The organism is Kitasatospora sp. NPDC008115 (genome assembly GCF_042957205.1).
Lineage (GTDB): Bacteria > Actinomycetota > Actinomycetes > Streptomycetales > Streptomycetaceae > Kitasatospora.
This window is the reverse complement of the sequence record NZ_JBIBHU010000011.1, coordinates 42,874-60,586: the sequence shown is the minus strand read 5'-3', so window position 1 is coordinate 60,586 and position 17,713 is coordinate 42,874. Positions and strand designations below refer to the sequence as shown.

At 73.8% G+C, this 17,713-nt stretch carries 14 protein-coding genes; 5 read left to right on the top strand and 9 right to left on the bottom strand.

What is annotated here, in order from left to right:
• Positions 1-61 precede the first annotated feature (61 nt).
• The 3 genes from ACFZBX_RS15945 to ACFZBX_RS15935 all read left to right on the top strand — a co-directional run bounded on the left by ACFZBX_RS15945 (position 62) and on the right by ACFZBX_RS15935 (position 5,187).
• Positions 62-2,140 (top strand): prolyl oligopeptidase family serine peptidase, encoded by a 2,079-nt coding sequence (locus ACFZBX_RS15945; RefSeq protein WP_391534350.1) that lies wholly within the window; start codon positions 62-64, stop codon positions 2,138-2,140.
• A 133-nt stretch (positions 2,141-2,273) separates the two neighbouring features.
• On the top strand, positions 2,274-2,651 hold the full coding sequence (locus tag ACFZBX_RS15940; protein WP_391534349.1) for a YrdB family protein: 378 nt from the start codon (positions 2,274-2,276) through the stop codon (positions 2,649-2,651).
• Between the two features lie 160 nt (positions 2,652-2,811).
• On the top strand, positions 2,812-5,187 hold the full coding sequence (locus ACFZBX_RS15935) for an immune inhibitor A domain-containing protein (protein WP_391534348.1): 2,376 nt from the start codon (positions 2,812-2,814) through the stop codon (positions 5,185-5,187).
• Positions 5,188-5,301: 114 nt separating this feature from the next.
• Here the strand turns inward: ACFZBX_RS15935 and ACFZBX_RS15930 are convergent, their stop codons facing one another.
• Positions 5,302-6,495: an MFS transporter gene (locus ACFZBX_RS15930; protein ID WP_391534347.1), complete on the bottom strand. Its 1,194-nt coding sequence runs from the start codon at positions 6,493-6,495 to the stop codon at positions 5,302-5,304.
• A gap of 53 nt (positions 6,496-6,548) precedes the next feature.
• Here ACFZBX_RS15930 and ACFZBX_RS15925 point away from each other — a divergent pair, with 53 nt between their 5' ends.
• Positions 6,549-6,806 (top strand): MerR family DNA-binding protein, encoded by a 258-nt coding sequence (locus ACFZBX_RS15925; protein WP_391534346.1) that lies wholly within the window; start codon positions 6,549-6,551, stop codon positions 6,804-6,806.
• A gap of 357 nt (positions 6,807-7,163) precedes the next feature.
• On the opposite strand, the gene ACFZBX_RS15920 is transcribed toward ACFZBX_RS15925, so the two are convergent.
• Genes ACFZBX_RS15920 through ACFZBX_RS15900 form a run of 5 tightly spaced genes read right to left on the bottom strand, consistent with a single transcriptional unit; the run spans position 7,164 to position 12,868 of the window.
• Positions 7,164-8,159 carry an ABC transporter ATP-binding protein gene (locus ACFZBX_RS15920; RefSeq protein ID WP_391534345.1) on the bottom strand — a complete coding sequence of 332 codons (996 nt, stop codon included), beginning with the start codon at positions 8,157-8,159 and terminating at the stop codon, positions 7,164-7,166.
• Positions 8,156-9,157 (bottom strand): ABC transporter ATP-binding protein, encoded by a 1,002-nt coding sequence (locus ACFZBX_RS15915; protein WP_391534344.1) that lies wholly within the window; start codon positions 9,155-9,157, stop codon positions 8,156-8,158. The genes ACFZBX_RS15920 and ACFZBX_RS15915 overlap by 4 nt, the downstream gene beginning before the upstream one ends.
• Positions 9,157-10,143, bottom strand: a complete 987-nt coding sequence (locus ACFZBX_RS15910; RefSeq protein WP_391534343.1) for an ABC transporter permease — start codon at positions 10,141-10,143, stop codon at positions 9,157-9,159. The genes ACFZBX_RS15915 and ACFZBX_RS15910 overlap by 1 nt, the downstream gene beginning before the upstream one ends.
• Positions 10,140-11,099: an ABC transporter permease gene (locus ACFZBX_RS15905; protein ID WP_391534342.1), complete on the bottom strand. Its 960-nt coding sequence runs from the start codon at positions 11,097-11,099 to the stop codon at positions 10,140-10,142. The genes ACFZBX_RS15910 and ACFZBX_RS15905 overlap by 4 nt, the downstream gene beginning before the upstream one ends.
• Positions 11,100-11,113: 14 nt before the next feature.
• On the bottom strand, positions 11,114-12,868 hold the full coding sequence (locus ACFZBX_RS15900) for an ABC transporter substrate-binding protein (RefSeq protein ID WP_391534341.1): 1,755 nt from the start codon (positions 12,866-12,868) through the stop codon (positions 11,114-11,116).
• A gap of 303 nt (positions 12,869-13,171) precedes the next feature.
• On the opposite strand from ACFZBX_RS15900, the gene ACFZBX_RS15895 reads away from it, so the two are divergent.
• Entirely contained in the window at positions 13,172-14,575 is a 1,404-nt protein-coding gene (locus ACFZBX_RS15895; RefSeq protein ID WP_391534487.1) for an aminopeptidase P family protein, read from the top strand.
• Between the two features lie 28 nt (positions 14,576-14,603).
• On the opposite strand, the gene ACFZBX_RS15890 is transcribed toward ACFZBX_RS15895, so the two are convergent.
• The 3 genes from ACFZBX_RS15890 to ACFZBX_RS15880 all read right to left on the bottom strand — a co-directional run bounded on the left by ACFZBX_RS15890 (position 14,604) and on the right by ACFZBX_RS15880 (position 17,673).
• Entirely contained in the window at positions 14,604-15,641 is a 1,038-nt protein-coding gene (locus ACFZBX_RS15890; protein WP_391534340.1) for a nitronate monooxygenase, read from the bottom strand.
• Between the two features lie 152 nt (positions 15,642-15,793).
• Positions 15,794-16,447: a response regulator gene (locus ACFZBX_RS15885; RefSeq protein WP_380757100.1), complete on the bottom strand. Its 654-nt coding sequence runs from the start codon at positions 16,445-16,447 to the stop codon at positions 15,794-15,796.
• The gene (locus ACFZBX_RS15880) at positions 16,444-17,673 is read right to left on the bottom strand and encodes a sensor histidine kinase (RefSeq protein ID WP_391534339.1); all 1,230 of its coding nucleotides are present in this window, start codon (positions 17,671-17,673) and stop codon (positions 16,444-16,446) included. Before ACFZBX_RS15880 ends, ACFZBX_RS15885 begins: the two co-directional genes overlap by 4 nt.
• Positions 17,674-17,713 lie beyond the last annotated feature (40 nt).

Below are 17,713 nucleotides of genomic sequence, written 5' to 3'. Positions count from 1 at the left end.
TGTGACATTTCACATGTCGCTCCACTGGTCGGCAAGCCTCCCCCGAGGCGACCATCGGGCGGTGACCATCACCGACTCCTACCTCTCCCTCAGCGCCCGGACCGGCCGCTTCGGCTTCGGCGCCCCGCGAGCGATCTCGCTCAACCAGGACGGTACCCGCCTGCTGCTGCTCCGCTCCAGCGGCCCCGAGGACGCCTTCGACCGCCTCCACCTCCTCGACCTCGCCACCGGCGAGGAGCGCGAGGTCGCCGACCCCACCGCCCTCGCCCCCGGCCGCACCGGTGCGAGCGACGCCCTGCCCGCCGTCGAGCGCCGGCTGCGCGAGCGGAGCCGGCTCACCGCCGCCGGCATCGGCACCTACGCCGCCACCCCCGACCTCGCCGTCGCCGTCTTCGCCCTGGACGGCCGGCTCTTCCGCACCGAGACCGCCACCGGCCGCACCACCGAGATCCCCACCGCCGGCCCGGCCTTCGACCCCCGCCCCAACCCGACCGGCGAACTCGTCGCCTACGTCGGCGACGACGCGCTCTACCTCGCCTCCGCCGACGTCCCCGGCCGCCAGCGGCTCAGCCCCGACGACGGCGCCCGCTGGGGCGTCGCCGAGTTCGCCGCCGCCGAGGAACTGGGCCGCCACCGCGGCCACTGGTGGCGCCCGGACGGCGGCGCCGTGCTCGCCACCCGGGTGGACGAGTCCGCCGTCCCGCCGCGCCACTTCGCCGACCCGGCCCACCCCGAGCGGGCCCCCGAGCGGTTCGCCTACCCGCAGGCCGGCGGCCCCAACGCCGACGTCCGGCTCTGGGTGCTCGGCCTGGACGGCACCCGGGTCGAACTCGCCTGGGACACCGCCGCCTTCCCCTACCTGTGCGCCGCCGAGTGGGCCGGTGACGAGGAACTGCTGCTCACCGTCGCCGACCGGCTCCAGCAGAACATCCTGCTGCTGAGCGCCGACCCGGCCACCGGCGCCACCACCGAACTCTCCCGCACCACCGACGCGTTCTGGGTCGACGACCTGCCCGGCACCCCCGCCCGGCTGGACGACGGCCGGCTGCTCACCGTCCTCGACACCCCCGAGGCCCGCGGCCTCGCACTGGACGGCAAGCCGCTGGACACCACCGGCCTGCAGATCCGCCGGGTGGTCGGCCGGCTGCGCGGGAAGCTGCTCTGCGAGACCGGCGAGGGCGACCCGTTCGACCAGCACGTCCACCTCGTCGACCCGGACGGCGGCGCCCCCGAGCGGCTCTCCGAGGGCCCCGGCGTGCACGGCGCCCTGGCGGCCGGCGACACCCTGCTGCTCACCTCGGCCGGCCCGGACGGCGTGCGCCGCGAGGCCCTCACCCCGCAGGGCGTCACCGCCCTGACGGACCGCTCGGCCGCCCTGCCGTACCGGGTCGAGCCGCGGCTGGCCCGGGTCACCGAGCGCGCCCTGCCGAGCGCCGTGGTCTACCCGCGCGGGCACGTCCCCGGCCACCGGCTGCCCGTGCTCCTCGACGTCTACGGCGGCCCCGGCTATCAGGCGGTGGCCAACGAGCCGCGCCGCTGGCAGCTCAAGCAGTGGTGGGCCGACCAGGGCTTCGCGGTGGTCACCGTCGACAACGGCGGCACCCCGTTCGTCTCCCCCGCCTTCACCCGCACCATCTTCCGGCGCTTCTCGCAGGTGGCGCTGGACGACCAGGTGGACGCGCTGCTGGCGCTCGGCGCCGCGCACCCCGACCTCGACCTCGGCCGGGTCGGCGTACGCGGCTGGTCCTACGGCGGCTACTTCGCGGCGATGGCCGTGCTGCGCCGCCCGGACGTCTTCCACGCGGCCTGCGCGGGCGCCCCGCCCACCGACTTCCGGCTCTACGACACCGCGTACACCGAGCGCTACCTCGGCCTGCCGCAGGAGAACCCGGACGGCTACGCGGCCGACTGCCTGGTGGACGACGCGCCGTCACTGACACGGCCGCTGCTGCTGATCCACGGCCTGGCCGACGACAACGTGCACCCCTCGCACACCCTGCTGCTCTCCCAGGCGCTCACCCGGGCCGGCCGCCCGCACAGCCTGCTGGCCCTGCCGGGGATCACCCACATGACCCCGGGCGGCGTCAACGAGCAGCTGGCACAGGCCGAACTCGCCTTCCTGCGGGCCTCCTTGGGCTGAGCCACGGGCGGGGGCCGGCGGGCCGCGGGCCGGGGCCAACCGGGCATTGTGCCGGCCCCGGCCCGCCTGCCAGACTCCCGATCATGATCGGCGCCCGACCCGGACGCCGGAACACCACGGGGAGGACGGACGGATGAGGATCGGCAGACCGGGCCCGGTCGCCCAGCGGCAGTGGACCCCGCTGGCCGTGGCCAACGGCGGGCTCGCCTTCGCCCTGGAGCTGGGCCTGCTGGCGGCGCTCTGCTACTGGGGCTTCCGGACCGGCTTCGGCACCCCGGTGCGGATCCTGCTCGGGGTGGGCGCCCCGGTGCTCGCCGCGACCGTCTGGGGCCTGTTCCTGGCCGCGGGCGGGCCGGCCTTCCCGCTGCCGCTCGCCCCCGAGATCGCCCTCAAACTGGTGGTCTTCGCGACCGGCGCGCTGGCCCTGCACGCCGCCGGACGGACCACCCTGGGGCTGGTGTTCGGCGCACTCGCGCTGGTCAGCGTCATCCTGGACTACACGACCGGCTGACCGCCCCTCACCCTCCGAGCGCCGCACGGCCCCCACCCGGGCCGGGCGGCGTTCCGCGTCGCGGGCCGACGCCGATGCCCAAGGTCTTCCATGTAACCCGTGACATGTGAAATATTACCTGCGCTCACCCGACCACCCCCGTCCGGAAAGGACCGGTCAGTTGCGCAGACTGTCCGCGGCGTTCGCGGCCGCGCTCACCACGAGCGCGATAGCGGCCACCCTCCTCGGGTCCCCCGCCCAGGCCGCCACCCCCTCCCCCGCACCCGCCCTCACCGCCGGGAGCGGCTCCGGCGCCGAGGCCGGCGGGCTCGAAGCCCCGCCCGCCCCGCTCGCCCCGCAGGAGCGCGAGCGCCAGTCGCTGCGCACCAAGGCGCTGGAGCAGGTCAACAAGGGCATCGCGGCGAAGAGCGCCGGCCGCCGGGCGCCCGCCAAGGTGCGGATCGGCAACGACTACGTCCAGCTCGCCCAGCAGCGCAAGGACAAGGTCTTCGTCATCCTCGCCCAGTTCGGCGACCAGGTGGACACCACCACGCTGCACAACGGCCAGCCGCGCTACGGCGGCACCCCGGGCCCGCTGCACAACGCCATCCCCAAGCCCGGCCGGAGCGACAACCACACGCTCTGGAACCGGGACTTCAGCCAGCAGTACTACCAGAAGATGTTCTTCGACGACTCGCCCGGCGCGGTCTCGATGCGCAACTACTTCCGCACCCAGTCCTCCGGCCGCTACGACATCGAGGGCACCGTCAGCAACTGGGTCACCCTGCCCTGGAACGAGGCCCGCTACGGCTCCAACAAGGGCCCGCAGGGCTCCGGTGCCTGGACCCAGGGCTCGGAGTTCATCCGCGACGCGGTGAAGGCCTGGTACGACGGCGAGCTCGCCAAGGGCCGCTCGGTCACCGACGTCAAGGCCGAGCTGGCCCAGTACGACATCTACGACCGCTACGACCACGACAAGGACGGCGAGTTCGCCCAGCCGGACGGCTACCTCGACAACGTCATCGTGGTGCACGCGGGCGTCGACGAGACCTGGGGCGGCGGCACGCAGGGCGCCGACGCGCTGTGGGCGCACCGCAGCTGGACCTTCCCGGACCCGACCGGCCAGACCGGCCCGGCGGGCAACCGGATCGGCGGCGCCCCGGTCGGCGACAGCGGCCTGTACGTCTACGACTACGTCCAGGCGGGCGAGAACAGCGGCGTGGGCCTGTTCGCCCACGAGTTCGGCCACAACCTCGGCCTGCCCGACCTGTACAGCACCAACGGCGGCGACAACAGCGTCAACTTCTGGTCGCTGATGTCCTCCGGCTCGTACCTGGGCAAGGGCAAGAACACCACCGGCGCCTACCCCGCCGACCTCGACGCCTGGAGCAAGCTGCAGTTCGGCTGGCTCGACTACGACGAGGCGCAGGCCGCCACCCGCTCCAGCCACGCGCTCGGCGTCAGCGGCTACAACACCGACCAGGCGCAGGCCGTCCTGGTCCACCTGCCCGACGGCACCACCAGCACCGACCTCGCCGACCCGCGCGAGGGCGGCAAGCAGTGGTGGAGCGAGACCGGCGACAACCTGGACAACTCGCTGGCCCGTGAGGTGGACCTCACCTCCGTCACCGGCCCGGCCGCCCTCGACGCGGCGGTCTGGTACGACATCGAGCAGGACTACGACTTCCTGACCGTCGAGGCCTCCGCCGACGGCGGCAAGACCTGGACCGCGCTGCCCGGCACCGTGGACGGCGCCCCGATCGGCAGCACCAGCGCCAACGTCCCCGGCCTGAGCGGCACCTCGGGCGCCTACCGGCAGCTGCACATCCCGCTGGACGGCTACACCGGGAAGAACGTCCGGCTGCGCTTCCACGTCACCTCGGACGGCAACACCCACGGCAAGGGCGTGCTGGTCGACGCGGTGAAGATCACCGCCGGCGCCACCGAGCTGTTCGCCGACGGCGCCGAGAACGGCGCGGGCGACTGGACCGTCTCCGGCTTCACCGTCGTCACCGGCCGCACCGCGGTCAAGCAGCACCCGCGCGCCTACCTGGTGGAGAACCGCCGCTACACCGGCTACGGCGAGTTCCTGAAGACGGGCCCGTACAACTTCGGCTACACCGGAGTGGAGGGCAAGAAGGACATCGTCGACAACTACCCGTACCAGGAGGGCGTGCTCATCTGGCTCTGGGACACCGGCTACGGCGACAACAACACCAAGGACCACCCCGGCGGCGGCATGATCCTGCCGATCGACGCCCACCCGACGCCGATCCGCTTCGCCGACGGCACCCTGGTCAACGGCCGGGCGCAGACCTACGACGCGACCTTCTCGCTCAAGCCGACCACCGCGTTCACCCTGCACAAGGCGGGCGTGCCGGTCCGGATCGGCTCCAAGCCGGCCGTCCCCGCGTTCAACGACCGCACCGGCGTGTACAGCGACCCGGCGACCCCGATGCTCGGCGTCAAGGTCCCGGACACCAACACCAGGATCGAGGTCGTCCGCGAGGCCCAGGGCGGGCGGATCACCACCGTCCGGGTGGGCCCCGCGTCCTGACCCCGGCACCCGAACCCCCGGTGTCCTGAGCACCGGGTCCCCGTGGAAGACAGGTACCACGGACAGGCCGCCCCGGCCCTCCCCCACGGAGGGCCGGGGCGGCCGCTTGCCCGCTCAGGCGCGGGCCCGGCGCCGCAGGCTCATCGCCGCGGTGACGGTGCCGAACACGGTCAGCGCGCCGAGCCCGAGGACCATGTACCTGGCGCCGTCCAGCGTCGAGTCCCCGCCCATGCTCACCAGCGTCCCGGCCACCGCCGAGCTCACCGAGAAGGCGATCAGCTGGGTGGTGTTCAGCCCGGCCGCCGCCTTGGCGCCCTCCGCCTCGTCGTCGGTGCTGCGCATCGCCGTGACGCTCAGGTGCGGGAAGGCGACCCCGATGCCGGTGCCGCCCGCGATCAGCACCACCGCCCACAGCAGCACCCGACCGCCGGACGCCGAGCCGCTCTGCAGCAGGCCGTACGCCAGCAGGCCCGCCGTGAGCACCGCCGGGCCCAGCCGGATCGCCAGTGCGCGGGCCCGCTCCGAGCTCATGTTGACGCTGAACAGCTGCGCGGACGTCCAGCCCACCGAGACCGTCGCACCCAGGAATCCGGCCGCCAGCGGGCTCAGCCCGCCCAGCTCCTGGCCGAACAGCGGGATGAAGGTCTCGGTCATCACACCGGTGCAGTACACCGCGACGGTCAGGTAGATCCACTTCAGGTGGTTGCCGCGCCGGTAGGTGAGCTTCGGCAGGACGCTCGCCGCGCCGCCGCGCTCCGCTGCCACGAACCCGGCCAGCAGCGCCAGGCCCAGCACGATGCACAACACCGTCGCCCAGCCGCGCGGCACCGCCGAGCTGATGCTGAACGTCGCCGCCGCCAGGGTCAGCAGCAGCAGCGAGGCCAGCGGCAGCGGCTCGCCCGACCGCCCCCGCCCGGACGGCCCCGGCAGCGAGCGCCGGGCCAGTACCGCAAGCACCACGGCCGCCGCCAGCAGCAGCACGTACGCCCCGCGCCACAGGCCCAGTTCGGCGAAGAGCCCGCCCAGCGAGGGCCCGACCAGCGTGCCCACGCCCCACATCGCCGACACCAGCCCGGCCGCCCTGGTCCACAGCCGCTCCGGCAGCGCGGTGCGGATCACCGCGTAGCCGAGGCCGGCCATCAGGCCGCCGCCCAGGCCCTGGACGATCCGCCCGGCGATCAGCGTCTCCATCGACGGGCTGACCGCGGTCAGCGCGGCGCCGCCGGCGAACACCAGGAAACCGGTCAGATAGGCGCGCGAGGGCCCCAGCCGGGCCAGCAGCCGGCTGACCAGCATCGCCGCGATCACCGCGGCGATCTCCGCGGTGCGGTTCTACGAGGACCAGGGGCTGACTGGCCGAGGTGGCCGAGGTGTTCACCGGCCTGCCCGCCGACCGGATGCCGGACAAGCGCGACTGGGAGCGGATCTCGCGCCGCTGGGCGGCGCTGCTGGCGGCCCGGCGCCGGGAGATCGAGCGGCTGGAGGGCGAACTGACCGGCTGCATCGGCTGCGGCTGCCTCTCGCTGCGCCGCTGCCGGGTGCTCAACCCGAAGGACGCGCTCGCCGCCGGGGGCCCCGGCCCGCGCCGGCTGCCGTCCGAGGATCCCGGCCCCGGCTGAGCCCGGCCCCGGCCGGCGTGCGGCCGGGGCCGGAAAGCCCGACGGGCCCGCCGGGACCGACGACCCAGGTCGGCCCGGCGAGCCCGCCGCACCCGGCCACAGGAGCGGCCCGGGTGACCCGGTCGGACGCGGCCCTCAACAGGCTCCCCGCCGCGCCCGACCGGGCGTTCGTGGTGCGCGCGGAGCCGGTGCTCCGCGCGCGGGTGGTGCCGTACCGCCCGCCGTGGGGGTGACTGGACGGTACGGCGGTCGAGCCGCGGCCGGGGGCGCGCCCAACGGCGGACGCCCGCGGCCGCGAGACCGTGTTCCGGGGCGGCTTCCCGGGTTCTCCAGGTCCCCGTTCCCCGGTTCCCCGGGTCAGTTCTCCGGGAAGTGGCAGGCCGCCTCGCGCCCACCGGGCCCGGCGATCTGCAGCAGCGGCCGCTCGGTGCGGCAGACCTCCTGCGCCTTCGGGCAGCGCGGGTGGAAGCTGCACCCGGACGGCGGGTCGGCCGGGCTCGGCGGGTCGCCGAGCAGCACGATCCGCTCGCGCTCCCGCTCCGCGGCCGGGTCCGGCAGCGGCACCGCGGAGAGCAGCGCCTTGGTGTACGGGTGCGCCGGGTTGCCGTACACCTGGTGCTTGTCGCCGATCTCGACGATCCGGCCGAGGTACATCACCGCGACCCGGTCGCAGACCCGCTTGACCACCGAGAGGTCGTGCGCGATGAAGATGTACGCCAGCCCCAGCTCGTCCTGGAGCCGCTCCATCAGATTGACCACCTGGGCCTGGATGGAGACGTCCAGCGCGGAGACCGGCTCGTCGGCGACCACCAGCCGGGGCGAGGTGGCCAGCGAGCGGGCGATGCCGATGCGCTGGGCCTGGCCGCCGGAGAACTCGTGCGGGTAGCGGTCCAGGTGCTCGGGGATGAGGCCGACCAGCTCCATCAGCTCGGCGGCCCGCTTGCGCGCCTCGGCCGCGCCGGTGCCCTGGACCAGCAGCGGCTCGGAGATGATCCGGGCCACCGTCTGGCGGGGGTTCAGCGAGGAGTACGGGTCCTGGAAGACCATCTGCAGGTGCTTGCGGTGCGGGCGCAGCTGCGCCTGGCTCAGGCCGCCGATCTCGGTGCCGTCGAAGTTGACGGTGCCGGAGGTCGGGTCGATCAGCCGGACGACCATGCGCCCGGTAGTGGACTTTCCGCAGCCGGACTCGCCGACCAGGCCGAGGGTCTCGCCGGCGCCGACGTCGAAGCTCACCCCGTCGACGGCGCGGATCGGGGCGCCGGCCTTGCCGGTGCGCGAGCGGCGGCCGGGGAAGGCCTTCACCAGGTCCCGGACGGACAGCAGGGGCTGGGCGGGCTCGGTGGTCGCGGTCATCCCAGGGCTCCTTCCGGCACCAGCGGCAGGTGGCAGGCGGCCTGGTGGCCGGGCGAGAGCGGGCCGAACGACGGGCGCTCGGCCAGGCAGCGGGCGTGTTCCTCGGCGGTGGCGGCGGTGGTGCGGGCGCAGCGCGGGGCGAAGGAGCAGCCGGGGGCGGGGGCGATCAGCGACGGCGGGCTGCCGGGGATGGCCCGCAGCGGGGCGTCGTCGGTGTCGTCCAGGCGGGGCAGCGAGTCGAGCAGCCCGCGGGTGTAGGGGTGCGCGGGGGCGGCGAACAGCCGCTCCACGGCGGCCTGTTCGGCGGCGCGTCCGCCGTACATGACCAGCACCTCGTGGGCGACCCGGGCGACCACGCCGAGGTCGTGGGTGATCATCACGACGCCGAGGCCGCGCTCCTGCTGGATCCGGGCGATCAGATCGAGGATCTGGGCCTGGACGGTGACGTCGAGCGCGGTGGTCGGCTCGTCGGCGATCAGCAGTTCGGGCTCGCAGGCGAGCGCCATGGCGATCATCACGCGCTGGCGCATGCCGCCGGAGAACTGGTGCGGGTACTCGTCGACCCGGCGGGCGGGTTCGGGGATGCCCACCTCGGCGAGCATCTCGACGGCGCGCTGGCGCGCGGCCTTGCGGGAGGCCTTGAAGTGCACCCGGTAGTGCTCGGCGATCTGCTCCCCGACGGTGTAGAAGGGGTGCAGGCTGGAGAGCGGGTCCTGGAAGATCATGGCGATCCGCCGGCCCCGGACGGTGCCGAGTTCCCGCTCGCCGAGCCCGTTGAGCTCCTGGCCGTGCAGCCGGATCGAGCCGGTGACGGCGGCGCCGCGGTGCAGGCCCATGACGGCGAGCGAGGTGACGGACTTGCCGCTGCCGGACTCGCCGACCAGGCCGAGGGTCTTCCCGGCCTCGACGGTGAAGTTGATGCCGTCGACGGCCCGGACGACGCCGCGCGGGGTGGTGAAGGAGACCTTGAGGTCGTCGACCTCCAGAAGGGCGGTCATCAGTACCTCACTCTCGGGTCGACGAATGCGTAGAGCACGTCGACCAGCAGGTTCGCGACCACGATGAAGAAGGCCGCGAGCAGGGTGACTCCGAGGATGACGGGCTGGTCCGAGCGGAGCAGGCCGTCGTAGAAGAGGCGTCCGATGCCGGGCAGTCCGAAGATCGACTCGGTGATGACGGCGCCGGCCAGCAGGCCGCCGAGGTCCATGCCGAAGATGGTGAGGATCGGCGTCATACCGGAGCGCAGCCCGTGCTTGACGGTGACGGTGCGCGCGGGCATGCCCTTGGCGCGGGCGGTGCGGATGTACGGCTCCGACATCGCCTCGATCATCGAGTTGCGGCTCTGCCGGGCGTACTGGGCCGCGTACAGCAGGGCCAGCGCGATCCACGGCAGCAGCAGGTTGGACGCCCACGAGAGCGGGTTGTCGGTGAACTTGTGGTACGCCGGGTAGGGCAGGAGTCCCGCCGTCCGGACGACCCCCCAGATCAGCATGATCGAGGTGAAGTAGACCGGCAGCGAGGCGGTGCCGACCGACAGGACGGTGAGGATCTTGTCGACGGCGGTGTTCTTGCGCAGCGCCGAGGTGACGCCGGCGCCGAGGCCGAGCACCAGCCAGAGCACGGAGGCGCCGATGGCGAGCGAGACCGAGACCGGCAGGCGGTCCACCAGCAGGTCCCAGACCGGCAGGGAGTACTCGTAGGAGTAGCCGAGGCAGGGGAAGCCGCAGTGGGCGGCGCTGGGGCCGGTGCCGTAGTCGCGGCCGGCCACGATGCCGACCAGGTAGGCGCCGAACTGTTCCCAGACCGGCTTGTCGAGGCCCATCGCGGCCTGGACCTCGGCGAGCCGCTCGGGGCTGCAGGTCTTGCCGCAGGCGGCCGCGGCCGGGTCGTTGGGCAGCAGGTAGAAGATGGTGAAGGTGATGGCGCAGATGGCCAGCATGATGCCGGCCACGCCGATCAGCCGGCGGCCGAGGTACAGGATCACGACCGGCCTCCCTTCGGGTCGAGGATGTCGCGCAGCGCGTCACCGAGCAGGGTGAAGGCGAGGACGGCGACGAAGAGGAAGACCGTCGGGATCAGGAAGTACGTCGGGTCTGTCTCGTAGTGGACGATGGACTCGGCGATCATCTGGCCCCAGGAGGCCGTCGGCGGGCGGACCCCGACGCCGAGGTAGGAGAGCGCGGCCTCGGTGGCGATCATGCCGGGGATCAGCAGCGTGGTGTAGGCGATGATCGGGCCGGAGACGTTCGGCAGGATCTCCCTGGTGAGGATGCGCCAGGAGCGGGCGCCCCCGACCTTGGCCGCCTCGACGTACTCGCGGTGCTTGAGCGAGAGGGTCTGGCCGCGGACCACGCGGGCGATGCCGGGCCAGCCGAACAGGCCGATCACCGTGGTCATCAGCAGGATCCGGTTGACGTCCTTGGCCACCGACATCATCGCGATCATGAAGATCAGCGACGGGAAGGACATCGTGAGGTCCATCAGCCGGGACAGCACGTTGTCGACCCGGCCGCCGAAGTAGCCGGCCGCGATGCCGGCCAGGGTGCCGGCGATCACGACGAGGGCGGTGGCGGTGAAGGCGATCAGCAGCGACACCTGGCCGCCGTGCAGGACGCGGGCGAACAGGTCGCGGCCGGTGACCGGCTCGACGCCGAACCAGTGCCGGGCGCCCATGCCGCCGAAGTCGCCCTTGGGCAGACCGCCCAGGTAGGCGTCCACGGCGCGCTTGTCGAACTCCTCGGGGGACCAGCCGCCGAGCGCGCTCAGCGGGCCGGCCAGGATCGCCATCAGAATCAGGAGGACGACGGTGATCAGCCCGAACCGGGCCGACCCCTTGGCCCACAGCTGGTCCCAGACCAGCCGCCAGGGCCCGCGCCCGGAGGGCTTCGCGGGGCCCGCCGCCGCGACGGGCGCGGCGGCGGGCTCAGTGGTAGTACTCATGTCCTGACGGTCCCTCAGCCCTGGTTCTTCGAGGGGTCCTTGAGGCCGATCGCGCCCAGGTCGAGCATCCCGGCGTAGCCGGAGTTGCCGAACGCGCCGGCCACGTTGGTGCCGACCAGGAGCGGGCGGCGCTCCCACATCAGCGGGACGGCCGGAGCCTTCTTCATGATCTCCTCGTCCAGCTTCTGCCAGGCCTTGTTGGCCTCCGCGACGTCCGTCAGGGCCGCGATGCGGTCCATCTCGTCCATCGTGGCCTGGTCCTTGAACTGGCTGTAGTTGCCCTGGTTGCCCTTCTCCTTGATCGTCCGGCCGTCGAACAGGAAGGGGGCGAAGGTCGAGCCGGACGGGTAGTCCGGGCACCAGCCCTGGATCAGCAGCTCGGGGGCGTTCTTGATGTCGCCGATGGTGTCGGCGAAGGCGGACGGGTCCACGGTGTTGATGGTGACCTGGACGCCGGACTTCGAGAGGGACTGCTGGATGGCCTCGGCGCGGACCTTGTCACCGAGCGAGACGGTGAGCTGGAGCTTGAGGTCGGTCTTGCCGGCCTCCTTCAGCAGCGCCTTCGCCTTCTCCGGGTCACCCGCCGGGGGGACCTTCAGCGGGTCGCCCTTGACGCCGCCGGCCAGCGACGGCGGCAGGAAGGTGGTGGCGACGTCGGCCATCGCCGGGCCGCCGAACGCGGTGACCTGGGCCTCGCGGTCGATCGCCCACATCATCGCCTCGCGGACCTTCGGGTCGTCGAACGGCGCCTTGGCGGTGTTGAGGTAGAGGCTGTCGGTGCAGCCGGTCACCTCGGCGATCATGCGGGACTTGACGTCCTCCTTGGGCAGCACCTTCGGCACCGACTCGGGGCGCATCCACGGCATCTCGATCGCGTTGGCGTCGGCGCCGTCGCTGGCGATGATCCGGTCGTCGGCCTGGCCGCCCTTGATGCCCTGGGTGACCACGATCTTGTCCGGGTAGGCCTTGCGGACCGTGTCGGTGGAGGCGTCCCAGTTGCTGTTGCGCACCAGCACCAGGCTCTTGCCGCGGTCGTAGGTGTCGATCTTGTACGGGCCGGAGGAGAACGGCCGCTGGTCGTACTGGGTGCCCTTCTCCTGGGACTGCGGAACCGGCGAGAAGGTGGGCAGCGTCGTGGTGAAGGAGAACTCGGCGACCGGGCGCTTGAGGTGGAAGATGATGTTCTTGTCGTCCGGCGTCTCGATGCTCGGCAGGTGCTCGCCGTTCAGCGGGCCCTTGTAGTTCTCGCCACCGGCCAGGTACTGCTGGGCGTAGTCGGGACCACCGGTGAGGTCGGCGGCGAACGAGCGCTCGACGTTGTACTTGATGTCGGCCGACTTGATCGGGGTGCCGTCCTCGTACTTGACGCCGTCCTTCAGGGTGAAGGCCCAGGTCTTGCCGCCGTCCGAGGGGCGGCCGACATCGGTGGCGAGGTCCGGGACGATCTCGCTGCCGGCCGGGCCCGGCTCGGCCTTGAAGGTGACCAGGGTGCGGTAGAGCAGCCGGGTACCGAAGTCCATGGTCGGGAGCACCCAGTTGCGGGCCGGGTCGAGGTGGGCGAAGTCCTGGTTGGTGAGGACGTGCAGGGTGCCGCCCTTGACCGGCGTACCGCCGACGACGGAGCCGGCCGCGGCGCCCGGGGCCTTGGTGGAGGCCGCGGTGTTCTCACCGGAGGTGTCGTCGCCCTTGTCCTTGGCGCAGGCCCCGAGGCCGAGGGTGAGTGTCGCCGCAATGGAGGCCGCGAGGGCGGTCTGAATACGCCTGTTCATATCTGACTCCGCAGTGGGGGGCCCGCCGTGAAGGCCCGTCGTCCGCCCCGGGGGTGGATCCGGGACCAGCCTCGGAGGGCGACCTCAGGGGTCTAGCCGCTCCGTGGTGTGACCCGTAACATAGTAATGTGAAATTGCACTGCACAAGAGGTGACGCCACCCGTTACCGAGCTGTGTCCGTGCCGCCACCCCCCTCCCCCGAATCCGCACCACCCGCTTAGGAGTCAACCGGTGACCCTCCGTCAGACCGGCCTCAACACCGGAAGCCACGACCTCCCCGTCTCCCCCGCCCTCAACGCCTTCATGGGCACCTCCTGGGCGGCCACGCCGCTGCCGGCCGACGACCGGGTCCCCGGGTACGCCGTGACCCCCGCCCGCCGCGCCCGGCTCTCCGCCGCCTTCCCCGGCGAGCGCCTGATCGTCCCGGCCGGACAGCTCAAGGTCCGCAGCAACGACTGCGACTACCGCTTCCGCCCGCACAGCGCCTACGCCTGGCTCACCGGCCTCACCGGCGAGGACCAGGTCGGCCACGTCCTCGTCCTGGAGCCCACCGGCCCCGACGGCCACGAGCCCGTCCTCTACCTGCGCCCCCGCTCCCCGCGCGGCGGCGACCCGGTGCGCGGCGCCGAGTTCTTCCGCGACCGCCGCTACGGCGAATTCTGGGTCGGCCGCCGCCCCGACCTCGACGAGGCCGCCCGGCTCACCGGCGTGCGCGTCCAGCACCTCGACGAGCTGGAGAAGCTGCTCACCGGCCCGCAGCCCGCCACCCGCGTCCTCACCGGCGTCGACCCCGCGCTGGACGCCGCCACCGGCCGCCCCGGCGCCGACGCGCTCGCCGCCGACGACGGCCTGTTCGCCGCCGTGCTGTCCGAACTGCGGCTGGTCAAGGACGCCTGGGAGGTCGAGCAGCTCCAGCTCTCCGTCGACCACACCGTGCTCGGCTTCGAGGACGTCGTGCGCGCCCTGCCCGCCGCCCTGCGCCACCACCGCGGCGAGCGCTGGATCGAGGGCGTGTTCAACCTGCGCGCCCGCGCCGAGGGCAACGGCACCGGCTACGAGACCATCGCCGCCTCCGGCGCCCACGCCTGCGTCCTGCACTGGATCCGCAACGACGGCGCCCTCGACCCGAACGCGCTGCTGCTGTTCGACGCCGGCGTGGAGACCGACACCCTCTACACCGCCGACATCACCCGCACCCTGCCGCTCGGCGGCACCTTCACCCCCGTCCAGCGGCAGGCCTACGAACTCGTCCTCGCCGCCCAGCAGGCCGGCATCGACGCGCTGCGCCCCGGCGCCCGCTTCCGCGACTTCCACGCCGCTGCCGCCCGGGTCATCGCCGAGGGCCTCGCCGACTGGGGCGTCCTGCCGGTCTCCGCCGAGGAGGCGCTCGCCGACGACAGCGGCGTCTACCGCCGCTACACCCTCTGCGGCACCGGCCACATGCTCGGCCTGGACGTCCACGACTGCGCCAAGGCCCGCGCCGAGACGTACCTGGACGGCGTCCTGGAGGAGGGCCACGTGCTCACCGTCGAGCCCGGCCTCTACCTCCAGCCCGACGACGAGACGCTGCCCGCCGAACTGCGCGGCCTCGGCATCCGGATCGAGGACGACCTCGTCATCACCGCCGACGGCGCGCGGCTGATGTCCGGGGCGCTGCCGCGCACGGTGCCGGCCATCGAGGCCTGGATGGCCGAGTTGCTCGGCTGAGCGCCGCCGCCGCCCGGGCCGCCGGGCCTCACAGCCCGGCGGCCCGGGCGTCCTTCCACAACTCCGCCACCAGCTCCGCCGCCGGACCGCTGCGCGCCGCCCGGTGGCCCGTCCCCGCCCACAGGTGCATCGCCTGCGCGTCGCCGCGCCCGGTTGCCGCCGCGCGCAGCGGCCGGGTCAGGTGGTGCACGTCCGGGTAGGCGGCGGGCGCGTACGGCCCGAACCGGTCGGTGAAGTCGTTGCGCAGCGCCCGCGCCGGACGGCCGGTGAACGCCCTGGTCACCGTCGTCCCGTCGAACTCCGTCAGCGCCGCCCGGTGCGCCGCCGCCGTCCCGGCCTCGTCCGCGCGCAGCAGCGCCGTCCCCACCTGCACCGCCACCGCCCCGGCCCGCAGCGCGGCCGCCACCGCCGGGCCGTCCGACAGCCCGCCGGCCGCGATCAGCGGCAGCCCGGTCACCGCCCGGACGGCGGGCAGCAGGTGGAGCAGCGGCAGCTCGCCGGGGACGTCCGCCGTCCGGTGGGTGCCGCGGTGCCCGCCCGCCTCCGGCCCCTGCACGCACAGCGCGTCCATCCCGACCGCCTCGGCGCGGAGCGCCTCCTCCGGCGTGGTCACCGTGCCGACCTGGAGGACGCCCGCCGCGCGCAGCGCCCGGGCCTCCTCGGCGGAGGGCAGCCCGAAGGTGTAGGAGACCACCGGGACCGGGGCCGGTTCGGCGAGCAGCCCGGCGATCTTGGCGTCCCAGTCGTCGCGGTCCGGCGTGATCGCCTCCGGCAGGGTCACCCCGTGCCTCCCGGCCTCCGGGCGCAGCCGCTCCCGGTAGGCGGCGACGACCGCGGGGTCGCCCGGTTCGGCGGGCACGAAGAGGTTCAGGCCGAACGGGCGGTCCGTCAACTTCCGTACTTCGCGGACCTGTTCGAACGTCTCTCCGGCACTGCGGTACCCGGCGGCGAGGAACCCGAGCCCGCCCGCACCGCTCACGGCCGCCACCAGCTCCGGCGTCGACGGCCCGCCGGCCATCGGCGCGGCGATCACGGGCACAGGGAGTTCGTCGAGTCGCACGGCCATCGGGGGATCGTCCTCCACTCACACGGCACACCGGGGTACTCGGGCTACCCGCCCCACCCTACGCCCGGGCCGGGCCGCTCCCCGCCGCCGTCCGCGACTCCACACCCGACCCCACCCTCCCCGTCCCCCTCAAACCGCCCGCACGGCACCCCTCACACCCCGCGCCGAATCAACCCCCGCGCCCGCGCCTCCCGCACCGCCGCCGTCCGCGACTCCACACCCAACTTCGTGTAGATGTGCACCAGATGCGACTTCACCGTCGCCAGGCTCAGCTGCAGCCGCCGGCTGATCGCCTGGTTGGTGAGCCCGTCCGCGACCAGTCCCAGCACCTCCGTCTCCCGCACGCTCAGCGCCGCCGCAGGCGTCCGCATCCGCTCCAGCAGCCGGTCCGCCACCGTCGGCGCCAGCGCCGTGCGCCCCGCCGCCGCCGACCGCACGGCCCGCGCGAGTTCCTCCGGCGGCGCGTCCTTCAGCAGGTACCCGGTGGCCCCGGCCTCCAGCGCCGGCAGGGTGTCCGCGTCGGTGTCGTACGTGGTCACCACCAGCACCCGCGGCGCCCCCGCGCCCCGCGCGGTGATCGCGGCGGTGGCCTGCGCACCGTTCATCGCCGAGCCGGGCCCGAACTGCAGGTCCATCAGCACCACGTCGACGTCCGTCTCCGCCGCCAGCTCGACGGCCCGCTCGGCCGTCGCCGCCTCCGCGACGATCGCGAAGTCCGGCTCGCTCTCCAGCACGGCCCGCAGCCCGGCCCGGACGACCGGATGGTCGTCGGCGAGCAGCAGGCGGATCACACCGTCGGTCGTCACGCGGACTCCTCACTCGAATCACCCGGAGCGTCGGGCACCGGCAGCAGCACGGCGAGCGCCGTGCCCTCCCCGGGCGCGGACTCCACCGCGAAGGTCCCGCCGAGCGCCCGGGCCCGGGCCCGCATCGACGGCAGCCCGAACCCGCCGTCCCCGTCCGCCGACGCCTCCGGACCGCCGACGCCCGCCGGATCGAACCCGGCCCCGTCGTCCACCACGTCCAGCGCCACCTCCCCCGCCCTGAACCCGAGCGTCACCACCGCGTGCGTCGCCCGCGCGTGCCGCACCGTGTTCCCGAGCGCCGACTGCGCGATCCGCAGCAGCGCCACCTCGTGCGGCACCGGCAGCCGGACCCGCTCGCCGGAGACGTGCAGCCGCACCGCCAGGCCGCTGCGCGCCGACGTCGTCGCGCACAGCCGCTCCAGCGCGACCGGCAGCGTGTCGCTCTCCAGCGCCGGCGGGGTGAGCGCGCGCACGAAGCGGCGGGCCTCGTCGAGGTTGTCCTGCGCGGACTGCCGGGCCTGTTCGACGTACTCGGCGGCGGAGTCGGTGCGCTCGGGCAGCGCCCGCTGGGCGGCCCGCAGCAGCAGCTGGATGCTGGTGAGGCCCTGCGCGAGGGTGTCGTGGATCTCCCGGGCCAGCCGCTCGCGCTCGGCGAGGACGCCGGCCGCGTGGTGGGCGGCGGCGAGGTCCGCGCGGGCGGCGGTGAGCTCGTCGATCAGGCGGCTCCGCTCCTCGCTCTCCCGGTAGAGCGCCTGGTAGCCGAGGACGGTCGCGGTGGCGACGGCGGCGCCCAGCAGCGGCCCGATCGCCGCGGCGAGGCTGAACACGTGCTGGTGCGCGGCGTACGCGGCGATCGAGGCGACCGCGGTGAGCCCCACCGCCACCAGCCCGGCGCGCCGGCCGAGCAGGTGCAACTCCAGGAAGTACAGCGGGAAGGCCAGCCAGACACCGTCCTGGGTGGCCACCAGCACGCCCGCCCAGGTGACGGCGAGCAGTGCCAGCCAGAGCCCGGCGGCCCGCCGGGAGCGGCCGACCGCGCCGATCAGCGGTCCGGCCGTGTAGACGGCGGCCATCGCGGTGGCCGCGGCGGTGACGCCGGCCGGGTCGCCGCCCCGGCCGGCCAGGGCGCGGACGACGGCGAGCGCCAGCAGGCCCGCCACGAGCAGGTGCAGGCAGACCTGGAGGACGCGGGCGACGGGGGTGGTACGGGGTCGATCGGTCGCCATCCGTCCAGCCTAGGGCGCGCGCCGCCGACCGGCATCAATC